This window comes from Trichocoleus desertorum ATA4-8-CV12 (assembly GCA_019358975.1).
Taxonomy (GTDB): Bacteria; Cyanobacteriota; Cyanobacteriia; order FACHB-46; family FACHB-46; genus Trichocoleus; species Trichocoleus desertorum_A.
The window spans coordinates 124,220-148,848 of the sequence record JAHHIL010000002.1 but is presented as its reverse complement, the minus strand read 5'-3'; the positions used below and the strand labels follow the sequence as shown (position 1 = coordinate 148,848).

The window sequence follows — 24,629 nt, the reverse complement described above, 5'->3', positions numbered from 1 at the left end:
AAGAGTGAATGGACGGCTTATACACCGTAGCCTGTCCTAATTCTAAGGCTGCGATTTCCAATTTGTGCAGTCTGGATCGTTTAGGTTGGAAGATAAGGACACACTGCGTCCTCACCAAAATCCCGCTTGAGAACGTTTTTATATGAAAGCTCAACGCACCCGCAGCCAGGAGCGTATTCTAGCCCTACTGAAAACCCTTAATCGAGCTGTCTCTGCTCAAGATCTCTATGTAGAATTGCGGAACCACAGTCAAAGTATGGGTCTGGCTACGGTCTATCGTTCTTTAGATGCTCTGAAATTAGAGGGTGTGGTACAAGTACGCACATTAGCGAGTGGTGAATCGCTGTATAGCTGTCTCCAGGAAGATAAGCACCATCTCACTTGCCTGCAATGTGGAGCCTCAATTCCCATTCATGAATGTCCTGTTCATGAGCTAGAAACCCAGCTCCAGCGATCGCATCAGTTCAAAATCTACTACCATACCCTAGAGTTTTTTGGCCTCTGCGACCCATGCCAGATGGCTCATAGCACCAGTGAGGTTGCTAATTAGCCACTTGTATAGGCAGGGCTATAGGCGGCGCGATCGCAGAGGTAGCCCTTCACAGGAATTTTGAGACGAGTTTAAGGCTAGGAAAGTCCTAGATTGTTAGAGTCGAGCTTGGCGGTATGGTTGTTCGCGTGAGTAGTGCCATCTCCCACGATCGATCGCATCCCTTCTAAGGTGGCAGGAATACTGCGCGGGTCCATAAACATCACCTTGCTGCTGCCACTACTGCCAATGGTCGTGCCCATTTCTAGATAGTTTTGAGCCAGTAGGAATTGCAGAGTATCACGAGCATCTGGGTCAGTTTTGAGGGTTTTGGCGACGATCTGGATTGCCTCAGCGGTGGCTTGCGCTTTGAGGACTTGCTGCTGCCGCTCTGCTTGGGCGCGGAGGATCGTGCTTTTTTGTTGCGCTTCAGCTTCAAGAATCACCGCTTTCTGCCGCGCTTCCGCATCTAACACTTGAGCTTCTGCCTTGCCTCTGGCAGAGTTGACGGCTGATTCTCTCTCACCTTCCGAAGTCAGAATAGAGGCCCGTTTCCGCCGTTCTGCCGACATTTGCAATTCCATTGATTCTTGTACGGCTTTAGAAGGAACGATGTCGCGCAATTCCACACGAGTGACTTTCACACCCCAAGGGTCGGTGGCAATGTCTAGCTCTCGGAGCAGAATTTCACTAATTTGCGATCGCGCCGTGAAGGTTTCATCGAGTTCCAGCTTGCCCATTTCGGCCCGGATCTGGGTCAGCACCATGTTCACCATCGCTGACCTGAGGTTTTCCACCTTGTACCAAGCCTTTTCCATGTCCATAATCCGCCAGTAGACTACGGCATCTACGGTGATGGACACGTTGTCACGAGTAATGCACTGCTGGGGTGGAATGTCTAAAACTTTTTCGCGAACCGTTTCCTTAAACACGACCCGATCTAAAACAGGCACGACGTAGTTTAAGCCTGGTTTGAGCTTTTTGCCGTTGTACCGTCCCAGGGTTTCAACTAGCGCTTCATTCCCTTGGCTCAGGGTTTTTATCCCGGAAAGTCCCACACCGCCCAAGGCAAGAAAGAGCATTAATATAAATTGGTTCATTGACTTAAATCTCCTGAAGCTTGAAACAGCGGATAAACCGAGTGCAGAGTTGCCGCCCAACCTTGACCTTGCAAATTTGGCCTTACAAATTTGGCCCGTCCGACCTGGCCCGTTCAACTGGCCTAGTGATGCAGTAAGTTTTCGGGCATGATCAGCAGCGTGTTGCCTTTACGACCGACCACATAGACCTTTTGTTGAGGTGCGATCGCTAAGGATTCATCGCCACATCGCCCTTGCCAGGAGTTGCCTTCGTAGAGTACCCGCCCCATCTTTCCAGGCAAAATTTCGGTGAGCGTTTCAGCCTCGACGTCATCCATGAGCGCGGATGCCTTCTGTTTAGGAACCCAGCGTTGCACCAAAACGACTAGGGTCACAGAAATAATCATCCAGAGAATAATTTGCCAACTGAGTTGTGGCAAAACTAGGGAGATGAGGGCAACGATCAACGCACTCACGCCCATCACGGATGAGATAAAGGCAGTGGGTAGCAATAGCTCTACTAAACAAAACCCAACTCCTATCAGTAACCAAAGCACTGTAGGACTGAAAGCCATAACCATATCCTGCGCCGCGCGATGAAGATAGATTCACAGACACTCAGCTAAATTCCAGCTTGGTTTGCTGCGATCGCAAATTCCTGGTAGTCCCTAACCCTGCTATGATTGCTGTCTTGTACTTCAACCTAGGCTGAGGGCCTCTCTAAAAACTCGATAGAATTTGAGGATTAAAAACCTTTGGATGGGGTTTTCGGATAGGTTCCTAGAACGGATGGAGTAGGCTGGTGGAAAACTGAGTGCCGCCACAACCAATCTATCTCAGCCTTTAGAGATCTAGCCCTTTGATCCACTTAGCTTTAGGGTGTGCGAACACATGAGCAGTTCTGAGCTAAAAATTTCTTGCCCCAACCTAGCCTGTGCTAATCCGCAGAATTCGCTAGGCCAGAAGCTCTGTGACAGTTGTGAAACGCCGCTCATCTATCGTTATCTTTGGGCCAGTGGCAGCGGTGGAACTCAGCGATCGCCGGGAGAGTTGGTCCTAGGTCGATACTATGTGGTGATGCCGCAAGTTTGGCTCGACACCCAGCCCGGACTGCTGCCTCACTTACCCCAAGTTTGGCCCGACGAGATAGCCGCCTATCTACACCTCTATCCACAGCGTTTGCATGTGCCAGAGTTGTATGGATTTGCTGCTAGCCAAGAAGGTATGGCTCAGTGGGATATTGTGCTACTAGACAGCGCCCCGCTCGACTCCCAAGGCAACTTACACCCCTCCATGGCCGAGGTATGGCCGCAAACAACTTCCATGCGGCAGGTGTATTGGTTGTGGCAATTGCTGCAACTGTGGCAACCACTGTCCGAGCAAGGAGTGGCCTCTAGCTTAATGATTCCAGAAAATCTGCGGGTAGAAGGCTGGCGGATGCGACTACGAGAGTTGTATGCCGATGCACCTGAATCTTCTGGTCAGCCGCGATCGCTCCTAAATCGCAAGTTGCCGCAGCCTCCCACTTTAGAGGAATTTGGCGAATTCCTTTTTGCCTGGGCTTCGGAAGCTCAAGTGGTCGTTGCCCAGCCTCTCCAAACTGTTTTACACCCATTACGGACTGCGGAAGCCTCACTCACCACTGTGGCTACGCAACTCAACCAATTATTGCTAGAACAATCCTCCCAATTGCCTCTACATCTCAAGTTGCTGGGCGAGTCGGATACAGGCAAGCAGCGATCGCTGAATGAAGATGCTTATTTCCCCACTGTGGCTGACTTGCGGGAAGGACAAGCCCGCCCTAAAGAAAAATTAGTGCCCCACTTGGCGATCGTCTGTGATGGCATTGGCGGTCATGAAGGTGGTGAAGTGGCTAGTCAATTGGCAGTGCGATCGCTCAAACTCCAAATTCGCGCCTTTCTGGCTGAGGTAGAAGAGCAAGAAGAACTGCTGGCCCCAGAGCTAATCATGGAGCAGCTAGAAGCAGCGATTCGCGTCGTGAACAACTTGATTTCAGCCCAAAATGACACCCAAGGGCGAGAGTCACGGCAGCGTATGGGAACCACCTTAGTTATGGCCCTGCAATTACCGCAACGAATCAGGCTGACCTCAGGCGCAACCGCAGACAACGCGCATGAACTATACATTGCCAATGTGGGCGACAGCCGTGCTTACTGGATCACCCCCCACTACTGCCATCTCTTGACGCTAGACGACGACGTGACAACCAGAGAAGTGCGCTTAGGCCGTAGCCTTTATCGCGAAGCGCTACAAAGACCCGACGCAGGCGCTTTAACGCAAGCCCTAGGCACCAGAGATGCCGATTTTCTCCGACCTACAGTGCAGCGTTTCATTGTTGAGGAAGATGGGTTACTTTTGCTCTGCTCTGATGGCTTAAGTGACAACGGTTTAATCGAGCGAGCCTGGGTTGATTACGCCGAACCTGTGCTGCAAGGTAAATTATCTTTGTCTGCCGCAGTTCAAGCCTTGGTTGATTTAGCCAACCAACACAACGGCTATGACAACACTTCTGTCGTGTTGATGCACTGTCGAGTCTCTTCCGACTTCCAGCTCAACTGGTTCGATCCCAAACGAGGAACGACCAATGTAACGGGCAGCTGGCCCTCAGACATGTCTGAAGCCTCCAAGGCGTTACTCTACGGCGAATCAGATGAAACTCCCGCCCCCGTCACTGGTGCTCCAGTCGGCACGGTAACTCGCAAGCGCAACCGCTTCGTCGTCCTCAGCTTATTAATCCTGTTGGCTGCTGGAGGAACCGCTGGTTTAATTGCTTGGTCGCAACTCAATCCTCAAAGCTTCCAACAACTACGACAACGCCTGCCCAACCCCCTCAATCAAACTTTACCCCCCAGTTCCCCTAGCAATTGATCGGAAAGTCCCACTCTTGTGTGCAGATAAATGCCACTCTTATGTGAAGATAAAAAGATTGTCTGCAAGTGCTAGCTACGGCTGAGCGCTGTATTGGTTCGGGTTGTTGAAGAGGAAACACGAGGATTATGAAAGTTGGCGATCGCGTTCGCGTCAAAGAATCCGTCATTGTGTACCATCACCCTGACCATCGCAATCAAGCATTTGATATCAAAGGTCAGGAAGGCGAAGTGATAGCTGTTGTAACAGAGTGGCATGGGCGACCTGTCAGTGCCAACTTACCCATTCAGGTCAAATTCGACAAAAAATTCCGTGCTCACCTGCAAGAAATAGAAGTAGAAGTGACAGCTTAATTCTGTTCCTAGGAGCCCACTCCTATTCAACTCACCCTCAGGTGCAAAATTCATCAGCTTGATCACCTCTGATTGATTTCTCCTAGTTAGAAGTATCAGGGGTTTTTGTTTGCCACCTTGTCTAACGAACCTTTTGGAGGGATTTTGGGGGACGTAACCGTCCCTCAGCGGGGGTTTGGGGGTAGGTGCCCCCAAGCTCTTGGTTCTCCCAGCGAATGTAATGTTAGCGATCGCGCCGACTAAACCAGCCAAAAATATTCACATCCTTCCGCATTTTCTCAGCTTCCTGCTGATGAGCAGCAGCAGTCTGCTCATACCATTCGTAATACTCCTCCAATGCTTCTCGATACTGCGCCTCTCGATAGAATTCATGCGTGGCTTGGTAAACCGCGAAAATCTCAGCAGCCTTTGGGGGAGCTGGAACCAGCCAATGCAGAGGTTGAGTCATTTCAGCTGCTAATTTCTAAGGGTTTCAATTTGCTTTTAATAAATAATTTTTTTAACTTTGCGGGCTTCACTGTGGAAATTTATCTAACCGCTAGTACCATGCTTTTATAGTTTAACTAGCTATGCTTCAGACAATAAGCTTTGGAAGAAAAATGATCGTCCTGACTAGCTCTCTTTACCTAAGCAAATTTATATAGACAGTCCTAAACTTAACTGTCTAAGGGATGAACAACTAGCCAGTTGAAAGCAACAAAATAGTAGTAAAAGCTTGACAAAATCTACGACAAGATTTGCCATCCTGATACCTTTAGTGTTGTGATCAAGAGCTATGCAAATTCAGACATCAGAAAAACTGGCAACCTTAGGAGAATATGCTCATGCGGCAATTCAACAGCACTTCAAAAAGTCTATAAAGCCTGAAGCAGCCGTTCTGCAAGACTCGGAGCCAGAAAATGTACATCAAATGCGAGTTGGCATGCGCCGTCTCCGGACTGCCCTGCAAGTGTTTGGCCCCGCTTTAGATTTACCCAAGGCAACTAATATTCCTCGGATTAGTAAAATTGCTAAAAAGCTAGGAGCAGTTCGAGACTTAGATGTACTTCAAGACGAGTTAAAAAATCGTTACTATCCCTCACTTAAAAAACCAGAACAAAAACAGTTAGATGCCATCTTTAAAAAACTGCAAAAGCAGCGATCGCATCACTTTTCTGAGCTGGAAAAAACCCTTCATCGCGGACATTATCAAAAGTTCAAAAAAGCCTTTTCTCATTGGGTTAAACAACCGCAATATCAGGCGATCGCAAACGAACCCATCCTTAAGGTTCTCCCCGATTTATTACTGCCTCTCATTAGTCAACTGCTGCTGCATCCCGGTTGGCTAGTCGGAGCAACCCTAGGCCAAACTCAATACTCATCCAAGTTAGATGCCAAAACCGTTCAAGCTTTACTGGTAAAACAAGCAGCCCAACTGCATGATCTGCGCAAGCAACTTAAGCGAGTGCGCTATCAAACAGAATTCTTTACTGACTTTTATGAGCCTGCCTATGCAGCTCAAGTCGAAGACTTCAAAAATATTCAGGAAGTGCTGGGTCAAATTCAAGATTATTCAGTGTTGAGTGAGTTCCTCAGCACCGAACTAGAGTCAGACTTGGCTACAGCGCTACCCAGTTTGAACGAGCAGATTCAACAAAGAAAATTGCAACTGTGGCAAAGCTGGCAACCGATTCAACGGCGCTACCTCGATCCTGATTTCCGAAACACGCTGCGGCTGCAAGTGATGCATCCTGTCGTATCCCATATCAGCCCCACTTCAGAAGTGGTTGTGACTGTGGGGGCGAATGGGAGAGCGTAGTTGACCGATACAGGTGTATTACAACCAACCTCGTAGGCGATAAATAACTAATCCTAAATACTCCTTCAGGACGCGAGAAGATTGTTGTAGCCGATCGGCATCAGGCAGCAGATTGAGTAAGAACGACTCTGGGCTACTCTGCAACTCTTGCATTTCTAGCTCTGTGATTAAAAAGTCGGTTGGAGCTGGGATGGCCTCAATCCCCTGACGCTGGAAAATCAGTCGCGATCGCGGCATATGCATGGCTGAGGTGACGAGCAAAATCCGTTTAAGCTGGTGGGATTTTAGGATTTGCTTCACATTAACGGCATTCTCGTAGGTGTTCAGCGATCGCGGGTCTTGCAGAATTGCCGACTGGGGTACGCCCCAACTTTGCATCAGAGCCGCCATATCAGCTGATTCTGGAGATCCCCCACCTCGCCAGTTAATCCGCCCGCCACTGAGAATCAGGAGTGGGGCTTTGCCTTCTCGATACAGTTGTGCCCCATAAACGACGCGATCGCCTGCTTCGCTCAAATCCACTCCAGGTCGAGGCTTGGCGCTAGATTTGGTAGCACCACCCAAGACGACGATCGCATCTGCGGTTGGTAGCTCTGCTGCGGGTAAATTTTGCCACTCTAGCGATCGCACCAATTGGTTGGCGACCCAACCATTCCCTCCCAATAGCAAAATGGTGAGGGCAAGGGCGATCGCACCAGCGGCAATCCGGGGGCGCTTCCAAAATGTCAACAAGGCCACCACCAAGAGCAGACAAGTCAGTCCTAACGGATACAAAAATAAAGGCAGCAGCTTCGATAGAAATATGAACATGAATATTTCGCAGATGTTTTGCAGATCTAAGCAGATCTAATAGGTGCTGAGTTGAGCCGTAGGCCGAAGCTTTCCTTCAAGCACCCTGGCAACTGCCTTAAGCTCCCCTACTAAACGCTTTACTTCTACGGACAAGGATCAGATTCGGAGGGCGCAAGTTGCATGGGATTGAGCTGGGAAGGCTCAAATTCGTGACCGTTGTCTTCAGGAGCGGACTTTAGGCTAAGATCCAACAAACTTTTGATTGAACTGGCGATAGGGACGGCAATCAGGAGTCCCAACAATCCCCCAATTTTCGTGCCAATGACCAAAACGGCAATGACCCAGATCGGGCTTAGACCTGTAAAGCTGCCCAACAGTCTGGGCGCGATCGCTTGGTCAATGATTTGATCAATCACTACAGCGACCCCAAGTGTCTTGATGCCTAACCAAAAATCATGGGATGCAATTAGGAGCCCCACTAAAACAAAACTGAGGACATCGCCAAAGGGAATCAGGGTCATGACCCCAATGCCGAGGCCAAACAGCAAGCCAAACTTCAGCCTCAGGGCTAAAAAAGCCAAGGTCATGGCAGTACCGACAAGGGCTGCGAGAGTAACTTGACCCAGAAAATAGTTTTGAAAGTTTTGTTGGAGCGATCGCTGAATTGGCACCCCAAAGCGACTGGGCAAGCGACGGAACAGCCCGTTCCAGAGGCGATCGCCGTCCAGCAACAGATAAAACGTCAACACAGTTGTCAGCAGCACATCAGAAACACTGTTGACGGCATCCAAAGCTAAGGTGAGTAATTCTTCGGCGAGGGCTTGGACTTCATCGGGGAAGCGATCGGTTAACTGAGTCGTCAAATGACTAAAGTCGATGGGTAAGTTGCGAGCTTCTAGCCATTGGTTCAAGCGCTCCAGTTTCGTACTGCCTGAATCAATCCAACTGGGCAAAACTCTGAGCACTTCGCTGAGTTGCTCCAGCAAGATGGGAATGAGTGTTACTCCTACGCCAATCAAAACGATGAGCGCTACCAAGAACGTTAAGACCACGGCTCGATTGCGCTGCATACCGCCTTGGTGCAAAAAACGCACGGGATAGTTTAAGACGAAAGCTAACAAAACAGCGAGGCCAAAGACCGTGACCAGTGGCTCAAAATAATCGAAGACTCGAAGAGCAACCCAAGCGTTGAGCACAATCAACGGAAACGGCAAACCCAAGGCCAACCATCGCTGCACTTTATTGGGGGAGTTAGTCATAAAGTCGATTTTACCTTTTGCCAAACGGCCACTTTAATCTGGGGAGACGCCTGCGACGATTGCCCGTGACTCGTTGCCATTTTTTAGCGCGGGTTAGGATTCGTTCCGCCTTAGGCTGACTCTCTCGATTCTCCACTGCATCCGAGGTGGTGGGAGGGGAGGGCTCCCCTTTAGCATTCCACCAATCTGTAATCAAACTAGTTGCAAATCCCCCCATAGAGGCAAGGAGGATACTAAAGACAGCGGAGTAACCCAGGATGAAAAAGCAGAGCAGAAAGAATAAAGACCACTTCAGCCCGACTGCAAATCCGCCTGAAAACCTAGAAGCCATAGCCACCGCCTTTTTCTCCTGCCTCTACGGTTATTGCAGAGTCTGTTTAAGTTGAGATGTCAAATCTTGGGTCGTGTCCAAGGTCATCACAAAAGCTTGCTCATCCGCCGTAAATGACTCCATCTGCTGTTGAGCCAGCAAATCCGCTGTGGCATCGGCAATGTCATTAGTGCGTTGCTGCAAGCGATCGCGCAATACATCTTCTGGAGCGGTGCAATAGAGAATCTTCAGCGGCAATTGATGGGCTTGAGCCTGAGCGATCGCCTCGGCCCGTAACACTTGGCGATCGTATTTAGCATCCAAAATGACCGGGAAGCCTGCTGATGCTAAGGTCGTGCCGAGTTTGAGCAGGCGATCATAAGTTTTCTGGGTCATCTCCGGCGTATAAAGATCCGCACTCCCTCGCTGATGGAGTGGAATGCCGCCTAAATGTTTCCGCACCGCATCGGAGCGAATATGAATGCCACCGATCTCACCTGCCAACTGCCGAGCCGTAGTACTCTTGCCTGCTCCAGACAGCCCAGACATCAAAATCAATTGTCCCTGCTGCGGTTGGGTATATTGCCACGCCAAGCGGTAGTAGCGCTCTGCGGTCTCTTTGGCAGCTTGCTTCTCAGCTTCAGGTACAGTCGGGTCGTCCAGCAAGAATGAAGTTACTTTAGCGCGGACATAAGATTGCCGACTGAGATAGAAAGGTAGAACTTGTAGTCCTTCCCAATCGCCAGTTTGCTCCACGTAGGCGTTCAAGAAAACGTTGCTCAAGTCTGAGCGATCGCGGGCATCCAGATCCATGACGATGTAAGCCACATCGAACATAACATCAACAAAGCGGAACGGCTCGTTGAACTCAATGCAGTCAAACAGCAAAATTTTGTCTTGCCACAAGCAAATATTGCGCAGATGCACATCACCGTGACATTCCCGAATCCAACCGTTGCGAATACGGCGATCGAATAAAGCTTTGTGCTCGGCAAACAAGCGATCGGTGTAGTTTCGGGTTTCGTCCAGTTGCTGCTGAGTTTGTGGCCCACCCACATACTTCAGGGTTTGGTCGTAGTTTTCATCGATCGCCACTCGGATTTGGTCTACCTCACCAAAACTCCGAATATAGTCGCTGCTGGTTGCCTTAGCGTGAAAGTTTGCTAGTTCTTGGGCTAACTCCACCAAACGCGCAGCCGTTAGTTCGCCCCGATCGAACAAATTAGTGAATAGCGTTTCTTGGGGAAACTGCCGCATCTTAATCACGTACTCAACCGGATCGCCGGAGCCGCCTAGTTGGTAGCGATCGCCATCTTGGGTCAATGGCAGAATCTCTAGATACAGTTCAGCCGCACCCCGTTGATTGAGGCGGATTTCTTCTTCGCAGAAATGGCGGCGTTTTTCTAGGGTATCGAAGTCTAAAAAGCCAAAGTTGACGGGTTTTTTGGCTTTATAGGCATAGTCACCCGTCAGCAGCACATAGGAAACATGAGTCTGAATCAGCTGGATCGGCTCTACGACAGGATGCGGATAAAATCCTGGCTCCAGCATCTGTTGAATAAAGGGAGGAAGAGAAGTGTCTGTCATACCTTCTAATATCCAGTAAATTCAGTCCAAAACAACCTATCCCACAAAAAAGCCAGGGTTAAACCTGGCTGTTGTAGCTCTATTTGGTTCGCAATTTCATTTCAAACTTATGTGGCTGAAGTATCTCCAGCAGTTGCTTCTGCTTCTTCTCCAGATGCAGCGGCGCTAGTTCTAGGTCCAATGACGATCATCACTACCTGCTCTGGATCTTCTAGAGTAGCCGCTCCTTCTGGCAGTTTGAGATCTTTGATATGGACCATATCGCCTACATGGAGGTCGGAAATATCAACTTCAATAAAGTCAGGAATACTGCCAGGAGGGCATTGAATCTGAACTGATGTCAAAACCGTATCTAGAGAACCTTGCTCTAGCTTGACGCCTGGTGCATCACCCATCGGATGGATAGGAACCTCAACGTGGATGCTGGACTGAGACTCGATCGCAAAGAAGCTGAGGTGATAAATTGAGGGCTTCCAAGCATGGGTCTGGATTTCTCTCAACAAGGTCTTACCATTCCATCCCAAGCTGGGGATGCTCAGTTGCACCAATGTGTTGTTTAGAGTAGCTTTTTCAACTAAGGTTTCTGCTACTTTGGTGCTCAGGGTTAAGGAAATTGACTCTGCCCCTTTATGCCCATACAAAACAGCAGGAACTTTACCAGCCCGTCGTAGCGCTCTAGGCTTGGTTCCAGGTTCCCGTTTTTGACATTCCAGGTTCAGTAGCATAAAAAAATGTGCTCGGCTATGGCCCTTAAGTTTAACACAGAGCACATTGATTAAAACCCCACTAAGGGTAGAGAGATACTTGACATTGAGGTGCGCTGGGCTTTAGAAGCCCAAGTGGGAAGCGATCGCCTTCTCCACCCAGGCATATCTCTCTAATAGCCTCTAATGGCTGTAGCGAAGAGCGGTTGGCTTAAACTTCAGCCGCGATCGGTGAACCGTTGGCATAGAGCAAAGCCCGCTTCGGCCCGTGGATGGGGTCTTCCACAATGATGGTTTGGTCGCGGCTAGCTCCCAAAGACACGATCGCAATCGGCACTTCCATCAACTCAGCTAAGAACTTCAGATAGTCCAAGGCTTGCTTGGGCAAATCATCTAGGGCACGGCAATCCGCTGTAGATTGTTTCCACCCAGGCAGGGTTTTGTAGATGGGTTTGCAGTGGGCAAAACGACGGGAACTGCTAGGGAAGTCTTGGCAGTGTTGGCCTTCAATCTCGTAAGCGACGCAAACTTTAATTTCGTCCAATTCATCCAGCACGTCCAGCTTGGTAATAGCCAAGCAGTCTAGGCCATTGATGCGAACTGCATAGCGCCCAATCACGGCATCAAACCAGCCACAACGTCGCTTCCGACCCGTGGTAGTGCCAAATTCAGCCCCGCGATCGCAGAGCAACTCACCCACTTCTCCATCTAGTTCCGTTGGGAAAGGGCCTTCACCCACACGAGTTGTATAGGCTTTTGCCACACCAATGACGCGATCGATCATCGTGGGGCCAACACCAGCACCCACACAAGCTCCACCCGCAACCGGATTGGAAGAGGTGACGTAAGGGTAGGTTCCGTGATCTAGATCCAAGAGTGTGCCTTGGGCACCTTCAAACAAGATGTTACGACGGCGCTGAATGGCATCGTAAATCTTGAGCGAACAATCGACGACGTGAGGCCGCAACCGCTCAGCGTATTCGAGATACTCGGCAATCACTGCTTCTGGATCAAGCGGTGCTAAGTTATACAGCTTTTCTAGAATGACATTCTTGTAGTTGATCGCCCAGTTGAGCTGCTTCCGTAGAGACTCCGGATTCATTAAATCGAGCACCCGAATGCCAGTCCGCTCGGATTTATCAGCATAGGTGGGACCAATCCCGCGCCCAGTGGTGCCAATCTTATGGTTGCCGCGCCGCTCTTCCGATGCTTGGTCAATCAAGCGATGGTAGGGCATGGTCACATGGGCGGTTTCCGAGATCAGCAGATTTTTAGTTGAAACATTCAACTTTTCAAGCTGATTCAATTCTTCAATTAAGATCTTGGGATCAATAACCGTGCCAGACCCAATAATGCATTCTGTGTCGGGATAAAGAATGCCAGAAGGGATCAAATGCAGCTTAAAAGTTTTGTCCTTGACCACCACGGTGTGCCCAGCATTGACACCCCCTTGGTAACGTACAACAACATCTGCTGATTTGCTGAGCAGGTCGGTAATTTTACCTTTTCCTTCGTCGCCCCATTGGGCCCCAATTACAACTACGTTAGCCAAGGGTTTTTCTAGTGCTAGACTTCACACAAATTACGATTATCGGCAACCAACGTGACAAGTGTCAACCTCAAAATCGAAGTTGATCAAGTCTGTTAATAGCCTAATGGCCTTCGGGTGAACCCCTCCTGTCTCCAAGAGATTTGTCTATAGTTAAAGAAGGATTCACACAATTTAGCAGAAGCCACTGACTGGGGCTAAACATGGCAGATAGTTTGCTAGGTCAATCTGCTATTTTTCTCCCTACGCAGGCAGGCGATTGTCAACTTTAAATTATTGAACAAGAGGTTGCCGTGGCTTTATATGCTGAGCTACACCGTCACTTAGGCGGTTCAGTTGTTCCCCGGGTTCTCTGGCGCTACTTTCATCGCAGTCAGTCAGATTTAGCTCAACGCTTTCCAGAGTACCCAGAGTTTGAGGAATTCTACACTCGGCCTCGTAAAACCCTAGATGAGTATCTAGAATTACATACGCTGGTAGAAAATGTCCAGACCGCGAAAACATTACCTTACTTTATCTATCGCCTGATTCGGGGTGCTTATATCTTTGAGAATTTGGCGTATCTGGAGTTGCGCTACACGCCTTACCTACGGACGCCAGATCACTTATCTCAGAACGATCGCATTGACCAGATGGCTCAGATTGTGGAGATCGTGGGGCAAGCCAGTCAGCTGAGTGAATACCCAATCGTCACCACCCAAATTTTGTGCATGCACTCCCGTCTTCCTTATGCGGTGAATCGGGCCATTGTCGATTTAGCAGCCCAGATGCCTAGTTATGTTTGCGGCATTGATTTAGCAGGGGGTGATGCTTACTACGCCGATCGCTTGGATGAGTTTACTGAGTTGTACGCCTATGCGCGATCGCTGGGGCTCAATACGACTGGGCATGTGTACGAAACCACAGATGGCAGTTATCCAGAACTCTTGCCTTACTTGATGCGAATTGGTCACGGCATTCAGATTCCGCTGCGGTATCCAGAACTCTTGCCAGAGCTGGCTCAACAAAATCAGTGTCTGGAAGTTTGCCCAACGACGTACCTCAAAACTGGCACTCTAGAAGACATTCGGCAACTTAAAGTCGTGTTCGATCGCTGCTTTGAAGCAGGCGTAGATATCGCTATCTGTACCGATAATGCAGGGTTGCACAATGTCCGTCTCCCGTTTGAATACGAGAACCTATTGACCTACGATGTCATCGGCTTTAAGGAACTCCAAGCTTGCCAGGATGCCGCCTTTAACCATGCGTTTGCTTGGCCTCACAGGCAACGCCCTGCTTCCATCTTGACGGAAGTGCTGCGGGAAGATGAGAAGTCATCCGAGTTGGTTCGTAGTGTGGCCAATTAAGCCAACCCCTTATAAACCAACTAAACCAACTAAACCAACTAAACCAACCTCTTAATAAAGCGATCGCCGTAGATCCAGAGATTCGGGTCTACGGCGATTTTGTTGAAATGAAAAAATGCCAAAAATGCGATCGTAAGACGTTAACTAACGGGGAGATCTTAATCTGCGGCGAAAGTTACGATGTCAACTGGCTATATTTTTAAGTTGGGAAATTAAGCGCCTCGGTTGAGAGACGTCTCGACTTGAGTCAGCTCCTGCGTCAAACGATCTTTGAGCTTTTGGGGTAGGGGACGGTTGGGGTAAGAGCTATAGTGACCAGCCAGAGCATTTAAGGCTGTTCTCATCGTGGTGAAAGAGCTGAGCTTGGTTACGGAGCTATCTCGGCGGTACCGGGAGGCAAAGTCATTGATTTTTTGCCGAGCTTCTGTTTGAAGGGGGACGCGGTTAGGAGCATCTTGGGGCAGCTCAATAGTTTCTCTCAAACTGTTAACGAGAGCAAGGGTATCTTGACGATAGTTGCCGCTGAGCTGGTCGCCACTGCATCCTGTCAGACCAACCGTAACCACCAAAATTAGAGCTAGCAAACGTGACAGATAACGCTTCATAATGTGTTAACCGAAAAAGAACAGGATTGAATAACAAAATTAACGTAATCCTATCTTGTATCGGTCCTGGGGGATCACCTTCCTTAGAGATAAGTATCGAGCGCAAATACGAAATTCTCCCAAAAAAATAATCCAGACAAAAAAGATTTTGCTGGATGCAGAAATTAAGCGCAACGATTCAAGTTTGTCAGCCCAAGTTTGTCAGCAATCAGGCGTGGAGCTAGCTCTGATTAACCAAAGCGACCGCTTACATATTCTTGCGTAATCTGCTGTTGCGGACTTTGGAAAATGATTTCAGTGCGATCGTATTCCACCAAGTAGCCGCTGCGTCCGCCTTTTTCGTTTTCCTCAACGTTAAAGAAGGCAGTCCGGTCAGAGGCACGAGACGCTTGCTGCATATTGTGCGTCACGATCACGATTGTATATTGCTGCTTCAGCTCCTGCATTAAATCTTCAATGCGGAGGGTTGAGATGGGGTCTAGTGCTGAAGCAGGTTCATCCATCAAGATGATATCGGGCTGAACCGCGATCGCGCGGGCAATACACAACCGTTGTTGTTGACCACCGGACAAAGCTAGGCCACTGTCTTTGAGTTTGTCTTTGACTTCGTCCCAAATGGCTGCTTGCTTCAACGATTGTTCGACTAGCTCATCCATGTCACCTTTGTAACCCACGAGGCGAGGACCAAAGGCGACGTTATCGTAGATTGATTTAGGAAAAGGATTGGGCTTTTGAAACACCATGCCAATCCGGCGTCTTACTTCTACGGGGTCAACTTCTGAGGCGTAAAGGTTTTGAGTATGGTAATAAACTCTACCGTCTGCTCTAAACCCTTTGATCAAGTCATTGAGGCGATTGAAGCATCGAAGTAAGGTACTTTTACCGCAGCCAGAGGGACCAATGAGAGCTGTGATTTGGTTTTTGGCGATATCCATTGAGATATTGCGGAGGGCCCGGAAATTGCCGTAGTACACATTTAGATTTTCTGTGTGTAAAACGGTTTCAGTTTGACTGGCAACTGGAGTATTAGTATGCATAAATCAACCCAAGTATGGATTTAGTTCGCCTCTTAAGCTGTTGAAATGGTTCAGAATGCTTTGTGTTCAGATTAAAGCCAGCAACCTTGCTTTAGATGCAAAGCGTTGCTATCAAACATATTTATCCAATTAAGTCATAAACTTGAGACCCAAATCTCCGGGTGCAGCCAACTCTCAAAGCAGGCGATCGCAAACATCAAACATCTATGAGTACGCACCGTTATCTTACATTCTATTCAATCTTTCTTTTCACGCGGCTAAGTAAAATTAATCAATCCCTAATTAACTTTTACGCCGAGTGATCCAACGGGCCAGAATGCTGGTCACTAACACTAAGGTAAGAAGAACCAGTGATCCAGCCCAAGCAAGTTCTTGCTGATTTTTGTAAGGTGCGATCGCGTAATTAAAAATCAGTACGGATAGGGTAGGAGTCGGTTGCATGACACCTTGAACCCAGTACTGGCTAAATAAAGCTGTAAAAATGAGAGGAGCGGTTTCGCCCGCAGCCCGCGCAACGGACAACATTACGCCTGTCAAGATAGCTGGGATCGCCGCAGGTAAAACGACACGGGTCACGGTTTGAAATTGGGTCGCGCCTAAGCCCAATGCAGCTTGGCGAGTTTCATTGGGAACAGATTCGAGTGACTCTGCTGAGGTTCTAACGATAATAGGCAACATTAGAACAGCTAAGGCGACTCCCCCGGCAACTGCTGAGAAGGTGCCTGTAGTGAGCACTACAACGCCATAAGCGAAAACACCGACTACAATCGAAGGCACGCCGCTGAGCACATTGTTGAAGAAGTCAATCCAAGAGGCGAGAGTTGTATCTCTAGCAAACTCTGAGAGAAAGATTGCGCCCAAGATCCCGACTGGAATACTGATAGCTGCGCCAATGCCGACGGTGAGCAAAGTGCCAACGATGGCATTACCAAACCCACCTCCCTTCACTAATGGGGGCGGCGGCAATTGGGTAAACAAGTCCAGATTCAGGCGACCCGCACCGTTGACGATGACGTAGGTGAGCACTGCTATCAAAGGTAATAAAGCGATCGCCGCTGCCAAAAACACCAACCCAGTCATGGCTGTGGAAAACAAGGTCCGGGGTGAAGTCGGTGATCGCATCAAGCTGCGAGACGAAGGCTCCGACGATAAGGAAGGTGGAAGATTAGCCATATAAGCACTATTTGCTAGACCCGATTCCGACTAAATCTGCAATTGAGCGGTAAAACTACAAGCTTTGCCGCATCGTCCGTACCAAGACTTCAGCCAGAATATTCACTACTAGCGTTAAGCCAAACAAGATTAGGGCCGTGTACATCAACGAAGAAATTTGTAACCCTGATGCCTCGGCAAACTGATTTGCTAAAAGAGAGGCGATCGTAGTAGCTGGAGAAAAAATTGATGGGCTGACAGTGTTGGCGTTGCCGATGACCATCGTGACAGCCATTGTTTCACCCAAAGCTCGTCCCAAGCCTAGCATTGTAGCGCCAACGATTCCGGAAAAAGCAGACGGCAGTATAACCTTAAAAATCGTTTCCCAACGAGTTGCCCCTAAACCATAGGAAGCTTGCCGGAGTTCAGGTGGCACTGACACTAACGCATCGCGAGAAATTGCAGCAATAATTGGCAGAGTCATAATCGCCAGAATGACACCTGCGATGTACATCCCTGGCCCTCTAGGCGGGGTGCTAAAGAAAGGAATCCAACCGAGATTTTGGTGGAGCCACAGTGCCTGCTTGCCGAGAAAGGGAATCAGGACGAAAATTCCCCACAATCCGTACACGACACTGGGAATGGCTGCGAGTAACTCAATGAGAAAAACTAAAGGCTGTTGGATACGGGGGGGTAAGAAATCTTCACTTAGAAACAGCGCTACCCCCACGCCGACAGGTAATGCCAGTAGCAGGGCAATAAAAGAGCTGACCAGAGTGCCATAAATAGCTGGCCAGGCTCCGTATTGGTTAGTAACGGGGTTCCAGGTAGTAGACGTCAAAAAACTCAAGCCAAATTCCTGAATTGCAGGCCAGGATTGGTTCGCTACCTGCCAAGCGATCGCCAGTAGGGTTAGACCGATAGCAATGCCAAAGAAGCCCGTAAGCCCCTTAAAGCCAATATCAATGTACCGGGAAACTGGAGACCGAGCCCGAAGTGGTGCTTGAGAATCTCTGGCCAGCAAAGTCATGATTTCCTCTACTAATAAAAACGTTCCGTAGGAGCTGGGGAGCCGCCTACGGAAAACCAGATCCCAGATCGATTACTGTGCCGGGGTCGCTGCGGCAACCTTAATGGTATCAAGAGTTGCAACGACTCGGTTGGCTAAATCATCTGGTAATGGCACATAGCCCAATTCCTGAGCATATTGATCTCCATTAGAGAGTGCCCACTTGACCATATTTTTCAACGCATCTGCTTTAGCTGGATCGTCGTACTGGCTGTAAACCAACAACCAGGTCAAACCATTGATGGGATAAGCCTCTTTGGCTTCTGGATCAGGAATGACTAGGGCAAAGTCTTCCGGAACCGTCACGCCTGCAAAAGCTCTGGCAGATGACTCAGGGGTAGGTGCGACGAATTCGCCTGCTTTATTTTGGATGGAGGCTGACTTGAGGTTGTTCTCTTTGGCGTAGGAGTACTCGGTATAGCCGATCGCGCCTGGAGTTTGCTGCACTTGAGCGGTGACACCTTCGTTACCTTTAGCACCAACGAAACCAGCGGGCCATTCTACCGCTTTAGAAGCACCTGCGGTCCAGTTGGGGCAGGCAGCTTTGAGGTGAGTCGTAAAGATAAAGGTGGTGCCGCTACCATCAGAGCGGTGAACAAAGGTGATGGGGGTGTTGGGGAGATTCACTCCGGGATTAGCTTGGGTAATCTGGGGGTCATTCCAGGTTTTGATTTCACCTTGCACAATGCCGCAGTATGTTTCGCGCGATAGCTTGAGGTTGTCAACACCATCTAGATTGTAGGCAAAAACTACAGAGCCGCCTGTCATGGGAATTTGAATAGCTTGGCCGCGCTGAGCGGGGAATCCTTGTCGCTCCTCCGCTTGTAGAGGTGCATCTGAAGCACCGAAGTCTACGGTTTGGGCCAAAAATTGCTTAACGCCAGCACCACTACCAACCGATTGGTAACTGATTTCAACAGTGGGGTTTTGCTTGTTGTACTCAGAGAACCAGCGTAGATACAACGGATTAGGGAAGCTAGCGCCGGCACCGCTTAAAGCAATGGTTTGACCGCCACCTGCATTGGTATTGGCAGCAGTATTGCCCGGCGCGGGACTACCGCCTTGAGGCCCGCTGGGGGGAGTTTGTTGGCAAGAAGCCAAACCGACCGTCAGTGCGATCGCGGAGGTCAGAAAAGCTCGACGAGCAAGATTGAAGTGAAGCGACATGGTCAGGTTCCGAGTAATTTTACTGAACTGCTTGCTACCAAACGAGGAGAAGAATACAACTAAAGTGTAAAGATTAGGTTAACAAGGGCATGAGGACTCCTAGAACTTTAGGGCAAAACCTAAAATCAGATCTTATTTTTTAAGAATGACTAGCAGAGCCAAAGCTCAGGAGCCTGGGACGCTTATTGGGTTTCGGTGAATATAAAGCTAATATTCATTTCCGAGGGCAAATTAAACTGATTAGTGAAGTGGTGTAGCTTCAAAAGCTGAATTAATTTCTCAGTTAAACTTGAAGGCTGGTGTGTTGAAATAAACCTCAAGAATGGCACCTGGCTTAAAGCAACTATATTGAATTCAAATGAAGGTTACGTGCCGACAAAATAGGCAGAAATATTTAAGAAATGTTTTGTCGCATGACTCAGCTTGAGGAGCATGGTTGAGAGATTGGTAAGCTCGAAGTCATTACCTTAGAAATGGGCCTGAGCTTAAATCAACGACAGACACCAAGCAGAAATTGCCTTCCGCATCCCACTCGCAAGCCTTATGCGAACTAGCGAACAAATCCAAGCAGAAATAGAAGAACGGCTAGGTTTTTTTCCACCTTTCTTTGCCCCTGCTCAGCCAACTCCAGAAATTTTAGAGAATCTCTGGCAGCAGACTTTGTTTGCTTATCTTAACAATCCTTTGCCACCTTTATTTAAAGAGAAGCTCGCAGCTTATCTGTCACGCTACTGTGCCGTTCCTTACTGCATGATTTGCCACAGTTGCGCCTTGCGACCCTTAGGAATGTCGGCCTCTGAGGTGGTCAAGTTATTAGAGTCTCCGCCTCCTAAAGGAACCAGTATCAAATTTTACCTTGATAGTTTGGCGGCTCAAACTGTACCTTTGATCACATGGCCTGAACCCAACTCATTGCTGGAAGAAAGTATTCTCAACGGGGCAATTTACGTCTTCCTGAACTTGGATCTTTCCAAAGCTTGCCAAAGTGAGATGCGTCGAGTGTTGGGGGCTTACCACTATAACCATATGAGCGTACTTCTCGCTTATATAAAGTTGTGCCATGTTTGGGTAGAGACGCATCCTGAAGTCACCTATGAATTTGACCAGCGGGCGCAAGAACATCTAGATCCACTTCTACAAGAAGCTCCAAGGCTGAGTCGATTTTTTCGTCAATACCGCCAACAGGTAAATTTAGAAATTCAAAATCATGAGCAACAGCTTTTGACAGAGATTGCTCAGCATCAACGCATTGAGGCAGTACTACAAGACACGAATCAGGTTTTGCAAGCGTTGATCCAAACTGCTCCCTTGGCCATTGTTGCTCTGGATGAGGCGGGTAATGTGAAGCTATGGAACGCTGCTGCCGAAGCTTTGTTTGGCTGGGAAAACGTAGCTGTGGTGGGGCAACCCCTGCCCATTGTGCCTGATGGTAAACAAGCCGAATTTGAACAGCTCTATCAAAATGTACGCCAGGGCAAGACGTTCACGGGCTTACAGGTGCATCGTCAAAGGCAGGATAATACCCAGATTGATCTGACCATTTCTGTCGGGCCGCTGTATAACGTTGAGGGACAGGTCAATGGCACGATCGCGATGATTGCAGATATTACCGAGCAAAAGCGATCGCAGGAGTTGCTAGAACGCCTCAGCCATCAAAACCAGTTGATTTTAAACTCGGCAGGGGAGGGCATTTACGGCTTAGATATTCAAGGCCACGTGACTTTCATGAATCCAGCTGCTTCTAGAATGGTGGGTTGGGAAGCAGAGGCGTTGATCGGAAAACCCATGCATGCCATGATTCATCACTCCAGGGCAGATGGGACGCCTCATTTGGAAACAGACTGCCCAATCTACGCTGTATTTGCGGATGGGGTGGTGCGGCAGGGCTTAGAAGATGTGTTTTGGCGCAAAGATGGCACGCTGTTTCCAGTGGAATACACAAGTACGCCCATCCGTGAGCAAGGGATCTTAAAAGGTGCGGTTGTCACATTTAAGGATATTACCGAACGTAAGCGGGCAGAAATACAGCTCCAGCAACAGGTAGAACGCGATCGCTTACTGGCTGATATTGCTTTGCGAATTCGGCGATCGCTGCACTTGAATGACATTCTCCAGACCGCTGTGACTGAGGTGCGGAACCTGCTCCAAGTTGAGCGGGCTGCCATTTATCAGATTATTCCTGGGCAATCCGGACAATTTATCGTGGAATCAGTGGCATTGGATTGTGTATCAGTGATGAATGTCGCACTCCAAGATCCCTGTTTTGATAGAAAGTACAGTGGCCAATATCAGCAGGGGCGGATTTCTGCGGTTGATGATGTTTACCAAGCAAATTATCTGCCTTGCTATCTGGAACTGCTAGAGCGAGTCCAGATCCGAGCAAATTTGCTAGTGCCCATTGTTTCTAATGATCAGCTGTGGGGCTTGCTGTGTGTTCACCAATGCTCTGCGCCGCGTCATTGGGAAACGTTTGAAATTGATTCATTGCAAAGACTCGTTACTCAATTGGCGATCGCCATTCAACAATCGGAACTTTACGAGCAAGTACAACGCTTAAATGCCGATCTAGAGCAGCAAGTGGCAGAGCGTACGGTGCAACTACAGCAAGCCCTAGATTTTGAAGCGCTGCTAAAGCGGATCACCGATAAGGTACGCGATAGTTTAGATGAAGACTACATCTTGAGCACAACTGTCAAGGAGTTAGCGCAGGGCTTGGGTACGATCTGCTGTGACACCGGACTCTACAATTTTGACCACACAGCTTCTACCATCAGTCATGATTACAGCACTGGCCCTTCCGGGGTTGGTCACACCATTCAGATGGCTGATAGACCAGAAGTTTACCAGCGGCTTTTACAAGGTCAGTATTTACAATTCTCGATCTATGCAGGTTTTAGAGTACGAGAGATCCATCATGCATCTACCATCCTGGCTTGTCCGATCTTGGATGACCAAGGAGTACTAGGAGATCTCTGGCTTTTTCGTTCCAACCGTTCAGTCTTTAATGAGCTAGAAATTCGCTTAGTGCAACAAGTGGCAAACCAGTGCGCGATCGCCATCCGCCAAGCCCGCCTTTACCAAAAAGCTCAAACTCAAGTGGCTGAACTGGAGATGCTGAATCGGCTCAAAGATGACTTCCTCAGCACCGTGTCTCATGAGCTTCGGACTCCCATCTCCAACATGAAAATGGCGATTCACATGCTGCGGATAGCGCCCAGTCCAGAGCGACAAGAGCGCTACTTACAGATTTTGCAGACTGAATGTACCCGTGAAGCGGAGCTGATCAACGATCTTCTGGATTTACAGCGTCTTGAAGCTGCTTCTTATCCCATGTTTGTGGTGGAGTCACTCAATTTGCAGGATTGGCTCCCCGAACTCTTAGAACCATTTCGGGCGCGATCGCAACAGCACCAACAAATCTTGCGCTTAGAGTTCTTGTCACAGCCTCCACCCTTAGTGTCGGATCGAGCTAGCCTAAACCGAATTATTGCCGAACTGCTCAACAACGCTTGCAAATACACCCCACCCCAAGGCCAGATTATCCTCCAGGTTGACTACCAACCCCAACCCCAAAACACACTGCCCGGAAGCAAAGCCAGCGTTACTTTGGCGTTTCGCAATCAAGTAGAAATTCCTGCCACCGAGCTACCTCGGATCTTTGAAAAATTTTATCGGGTGCCGAATGCTGACCCCTGGAAGCAAGGTGGCACAGGTCTGGGTTTGGCTCTAGTCCAACGACTGGCAGAACGGCTGAAAGGCAATATTCGAGTAGAAAGTGGGGCGGGATGGACTACTTTTTTGTTAACACTGCCGATTCAGCACGGCTCTGACGTCTCTATCGATGCCTAAAGGCTTGACTCAGGAGCATCGGAGTGAGGACTTTTACCTTGGTTCGCTTTGCGCTCTCTAAGCTTTAAAAGAACTTCAGCATGAACTTCGCGAGTAATGGGATAGAAATATGCCAAGCCTAACCCCAGAAGCAGAAATACGATGGGTAACGGCCCCACTAAGTAGCGAATTGCTAATAAAGCAGATTCAGGTTGCTGGGGCGGCGTCTGTCCGGAAGTGGTCGCAATAAAACCCGCTCCATCTAAAACTTTGCCGACCATAAATAAGCCGAACGCGAGTCCTACTTTCTGGAGCAGCACCATAAAGCCATAGAAAATTCCTTCACGGCGCTGTCCAGTTTGTAGCTCGTCTAGTTCAATCACGTCGGGCATCATAGACCAAGGAATCAGATAGGCAGTTGACACGCCAAATCCCGCTAGAAAGGCCAGAAAAAACATCAGCAGTACTTGCCCTGGCTGGAGGAAAAATAGAGCAATTTCAGCGATGATCCACAAGCTCATGCCCATGAAGTAAACCGCTTTTTTACCCAACCGCTCACTCACTCGGCTCCAGACAAACAGCATGATTAAAGCGGTCACTTGAATGACCAGTACCACCTGAGTGAAGGTGTTCTGGGATAGACCCATCCAGTTAACGACAAAGTAAGGAATCACTGCAACTGTATTTTGCACAGCGATCCAAGAACAAAGATAAATACCAACTACAAAAAGAAACGCGCGATTGCTAAAGACAATGCGTAGCTGTTTCAAATAGGGTAAAGGGTCAGTACCATCACTACTCGCTTGGCGTTGTCGTTCGGTGACACTCACTCGTTTTCTGGTGCCCCAAACACACCAATAGATCGGCAGCACTGACAAAATGGTGCAGACGCCAGCGAGAACGAGATACTGCTGGGCAGAGTCAGCCTTGACTGTATTAAAAACGACTAGGGCTAACACTAAGGAGAGAATGCTGCCACCAATGGAGAAGGCAAAGCGAAAACTGTTGAGGTTGGTGCGCTCGTTATAGTCCTGGGTAAGTTCTGGCGTTAAAGCGGTATACGGTAGGTTGACAGCTGTGTAAAACGTGTTGAACAAAATCGAGATGCCAACGTAATACCAGAACAACCCCCACTGGTTGGTTCCAGGGTTATCGCTAAAGCGGGGCACCAGCCATTGTAAAAAGAAGAAAATGCCAAAGGGTATGGCTCCAAAAATCATCCAAGGATGCCGCCGACCCCAGCGACTCTTTGTGCGATCGCTCAATGTGCCGACAACCGGGTCGTTGACTGCATCCCACACCTTGCCAATCATCAAGATATTGGCGGCTAACCCTGCCCCTAGTCCTGCCACACTCGTGAAGAAGAACAACAAAAATACGCCCAGCAAATTCGCTGTAATTGCAGGCCCCAAATCTCCCGCTCCATAGGCCAGCTTGGTACTTAAACTCAGCTTGTCTTCTGAAACGTTGGCAGCGTCCGCAGTGGAGAAGGGGTCGTTCATAGCAGTTAGAAAGGGCAAAAAAGAGCAACCCTTGGTATGGAATGAGACAAGATCTTTGCTCACTCACAAAGGGT

General features: G+C 48.8%; 21 protein-coding genes. 6 read left to right on the top strand and 15 right to left on the bottom strand.

Annotated features, from left to right (window positions below; all coding sequences use genetic code 11):
- The first annotated feature begins 142 nt into the window (after positions 1-142).
- A complete protein-coding gene (locus KME12_03235) occupies positions 143-550 on the top strand; it encodes a transcriptional repressor (GenBank protein ID MBW4486786.1) in 408 nt (135 codons plus the stop codon).
- A gap of 77 nt (positions 551-627) precedes the next feature.
- Here KME12_03235 and KME12_03230 read toward each other — a convergent pair whose 3' ends face one another.
- Together KME12_03230 and KME12_03225 are read right to left on the bottom strand one after the other, a co-directional pair.
- On the bottom strand, positions 628-1,629 hold the full coding sequence (locus tag KME12_03230) for an SPFH/Band 7/PHB domain protein (GenBank protein MBW4486785.1): 1,002 nt from the start codon (positions 1,627-1,629) through the stop codon (positions 628-630).
- Positions 1,630-1,751: 122 nt separating this feature from the next.
- Positions 1,752-2,183 carry an NfeD family protein gene (locus KME12_03225; protein ID MBW4486784.1) on the bottom strand — a complete coding sequence of 144 codons (432 nt, stop codon included), beginning with the start codon at positions 2,181-2,183 and terminating at the stop codon, positions 1,752-1,754.
- 316 nt (positions 2,184-2,499) lie between these two features.
- Between KME12_03225 and KME12_03220 the strand changes: the two genes are divergently transcribed.
- Positions 2,500-4,497, top strand: a complete 1,998-nt coding sequence (locus tag KME12_03220; protein MBW4486783.1) for a serine/threonine-protein phosphatase — start codon at positions 2,500-2,502, stop codon at positions 4,495-4,497.
- Between the two features lie 128 nt (positions 4,498-4,625).
- Positions 4,626-4,850, top strand: a complete 225-nt coding sequence (locus tag KME12_03215) for a ferredoxin-thioredoxin reductase variable chain (protein MBW4486782.1) — start codon at positions 4,626-4,628, stop codon at positions 4,848-4,850.
- A gap of 223 nt (positions 4,851-5,073) precedes the next feature.
- On the opposite strand, the gene KME12_03210 is transcribed toward KME12_03215, so the two are convergent.
- Entirely contained in the window at positions 5,074-5,298 is a 225-nt protein-coding gene (locus KME12_03210) for a hypothetical protein (protein ID MBW4486781.1), read from the bottom strand.
- 327 nt (positions 5,299-5,625) lie between these two features.
- Between KME12_03210 and KME12_03205 the strand changes: the two genes are divergently transcribed.
- Positions 5,626-6,648, top strand: coding sequence for a CHAD domain-containing protein (locus KME12_03205; GenBank protein ID MBW4486780.1), 1,023 nt, complete (start codon positions 5,626-5,628; stop codon positions 6,646-6,648).
- 18 nt (positions 6,649-6,666) lie between these two features.
- Here KME12_03205 and KME12_03200 read toward each other — a convergent pair whose 3' ends face one another.
- The 6 genes from KME12_03200 to KME12_03175 all read right to left on the bottom strand — a co-directional run bounded on the left by KME12_03200 (position 6,667) and on the right by KME12_03175 (position 12,852).
- The gene (locus KME12_03200) at positions 6,667-7,458 is read right to left on the bottom strand and encodes a YdcF family protein (GenBank protein MBW4486779.1); all 792 of its coding nucleotides are present in this window, start codon (positions 7,456-7,458) and stop codon (positions 6,667-6,669) included.
- Positions 7,459-7,583: 125 nt separating this feature from the next.
- Positions 7,584-8,699 carry an AI-2E family transporter gene (locus KME12_03195; GenBank protein MBW4486778.1) on the bottom strand — a complete coding sequence of 372 codons (1,116 nt, stop codon included), beginning with the start codon at positions 8,697-8,699 and terminating at the stop codon, positions 7,584-7,586.
- Positions 8,700-8,709: 10 nt separating this feature from the next.
- Entirely contained in the window at positions 8,710-9,030 is a 321-nt protein-coding gene (locus KME12_03190) for a hypothetical protein (protein ID MBW4486777.1), read from the bottom strand.
- A gap of 30 nt (positions 9,031-9,060) precedes the next feature.
- Entirely contained in the window at positions 9,061-10,596 is a 1,536-nt protein-coding gene (locus KME12_03185) for an AAA family ATPase (GenBank protein ID MBW4486776.1), read from the bottom strand.
- A 107-nt stretch (positions 10,597-10,703) separates the two neighbouring features.
- Positions 10,704-11,321 (bottom strand): 50S ribosomal protein L25/general stress protein Ctc, encoded by a 618-nt coding sequence (locus tag KME12_03180; protein ID MBW4486775.1) that lies wholly within the window; start codon positions 11,319-11,321, stop codon positions 10,704-10,706.
- Positions 11,322-11,511: 190 nt separating this feature from the next.
- Complete coding sequence (locus KME12_03175) at positions 11,512-12,852, bottom strand: adenylosuccinate synthase (GenBank protein ID MBW4486774.1); 1,341 nt, start codon at positions 12,850-12,852, stop codon at positions 11,512-11,514.
- Positions 12,853-13,142: 290 nt separating this feature from the next.
- On the opposite strand from KME12_03175, the gene KME12_03170 reads away from it, so the two are divergent.
- Positions 13,143-14,195: an adenosine deaminase gene (locus tag KME12_03170; protein ID MBW4486773.1), complete on the top strand. Its 1,053-nt coding sequence runs from the start codon at positions 13,143-13,145 to the stop codon at positions 14,193-14,195.
- 212 nt (positions 14,196-14,407) lie between these two features.
- On the opposite strand, the gene psb27 is transcribed toward KME12_03170, so the two are convergent.
- The 5 genes from psb27 to pstS form a co-directional block, all read right to left on the bottom strand.
- On the bottom strand, positions 14,408-14,800 hold the full coding sequence (psb27, locus tag KME12_03165; protein ID MBW4486772.1) for a photosystem II protein Psb27: 393 nt from the start codon (positions 14,798-14,800) through the stop codon (positions 14,408-14,410).
- A gap of 230 nt (positions 14,801-15,030) precedes the next feature.
- Complete coding sequence (gene pstB / locus KME12_03160; protein MBW4486771.1) at positions 15,031-15,837, bottom strand: phosphate ABC transporter ATP-binding protein; 807 nt, start codon at positions 15,835-15,837, stop codon at positions 15,031-15,033.
- 282 nt (positions 15,838-16,119) lie between these two features.
- The gene (gene pstA, locus KME12_03155) at positions 16,120-17,010 is read right to left on the bottom strand and encodes a phosphate ABC transporter permease PstA (protein MBW4486770.1); all 891 of its coding nucleotides are present in this window, start codon (positions 17,008-17,010) and stop codon (positions 16,120-16,122) included.
- A gap of 55 nt (positions 17,011-17,065) precedes the next feature.
- Complete coding sequence (gene pstC, locus KME12_03150; protein ID MBW4486769.1) at positions 17,066-18,019, bottom strand: phosphate ABC transporter permease subunit PstC; 954 nt, start codon at positions 18,017-18,019, stop codon at positions 17,066-17,068.
- A 72-nt stretch (positions 18,020-18,091) separates the two neighbouring features.
- Positions 18,092-19,225, bottom strand: coding sequence for a phosphate ABC transporter substrate-binding protein PstS (gene pstS / locus KME12_03145; GenBank protein MBW4486768.1), 1,134 nt, complete (start codon positions 19,223-19,225; stop codon positions 18,092-18,094).
- A 543-nt stretch (positions 19,226-19,768) separates the two neighbouring features.
- Here pstS and KME12_03140 point away from each other — a divergent pair.
- Entirely contained in the window at positions 19,769-23,074 is a 3,306-nt protein-coding gene (locus KME12_03140) for a PAS domain S-box protein (protein ID MBW4486767.1), read from the top strand.
- Here the strand turns inward: KME12_03140 and KME12_03135 are convergent.
- On the bottom strand, positions 23,071-24,555 hold the full coding sequence (locus tag KME12_03135; protein ID MBW4486766.1) for an MFS transporter: 1,485 nt from the start codon (positions 24,553-24,555) through the stop codon (positions 23,071-23,073). The genes KME12_03140 and KME12_03135 overlap by 4 nt on opposite strands.
- Positions 24,556-24,629: the final 74 nt, after the last annotated feature.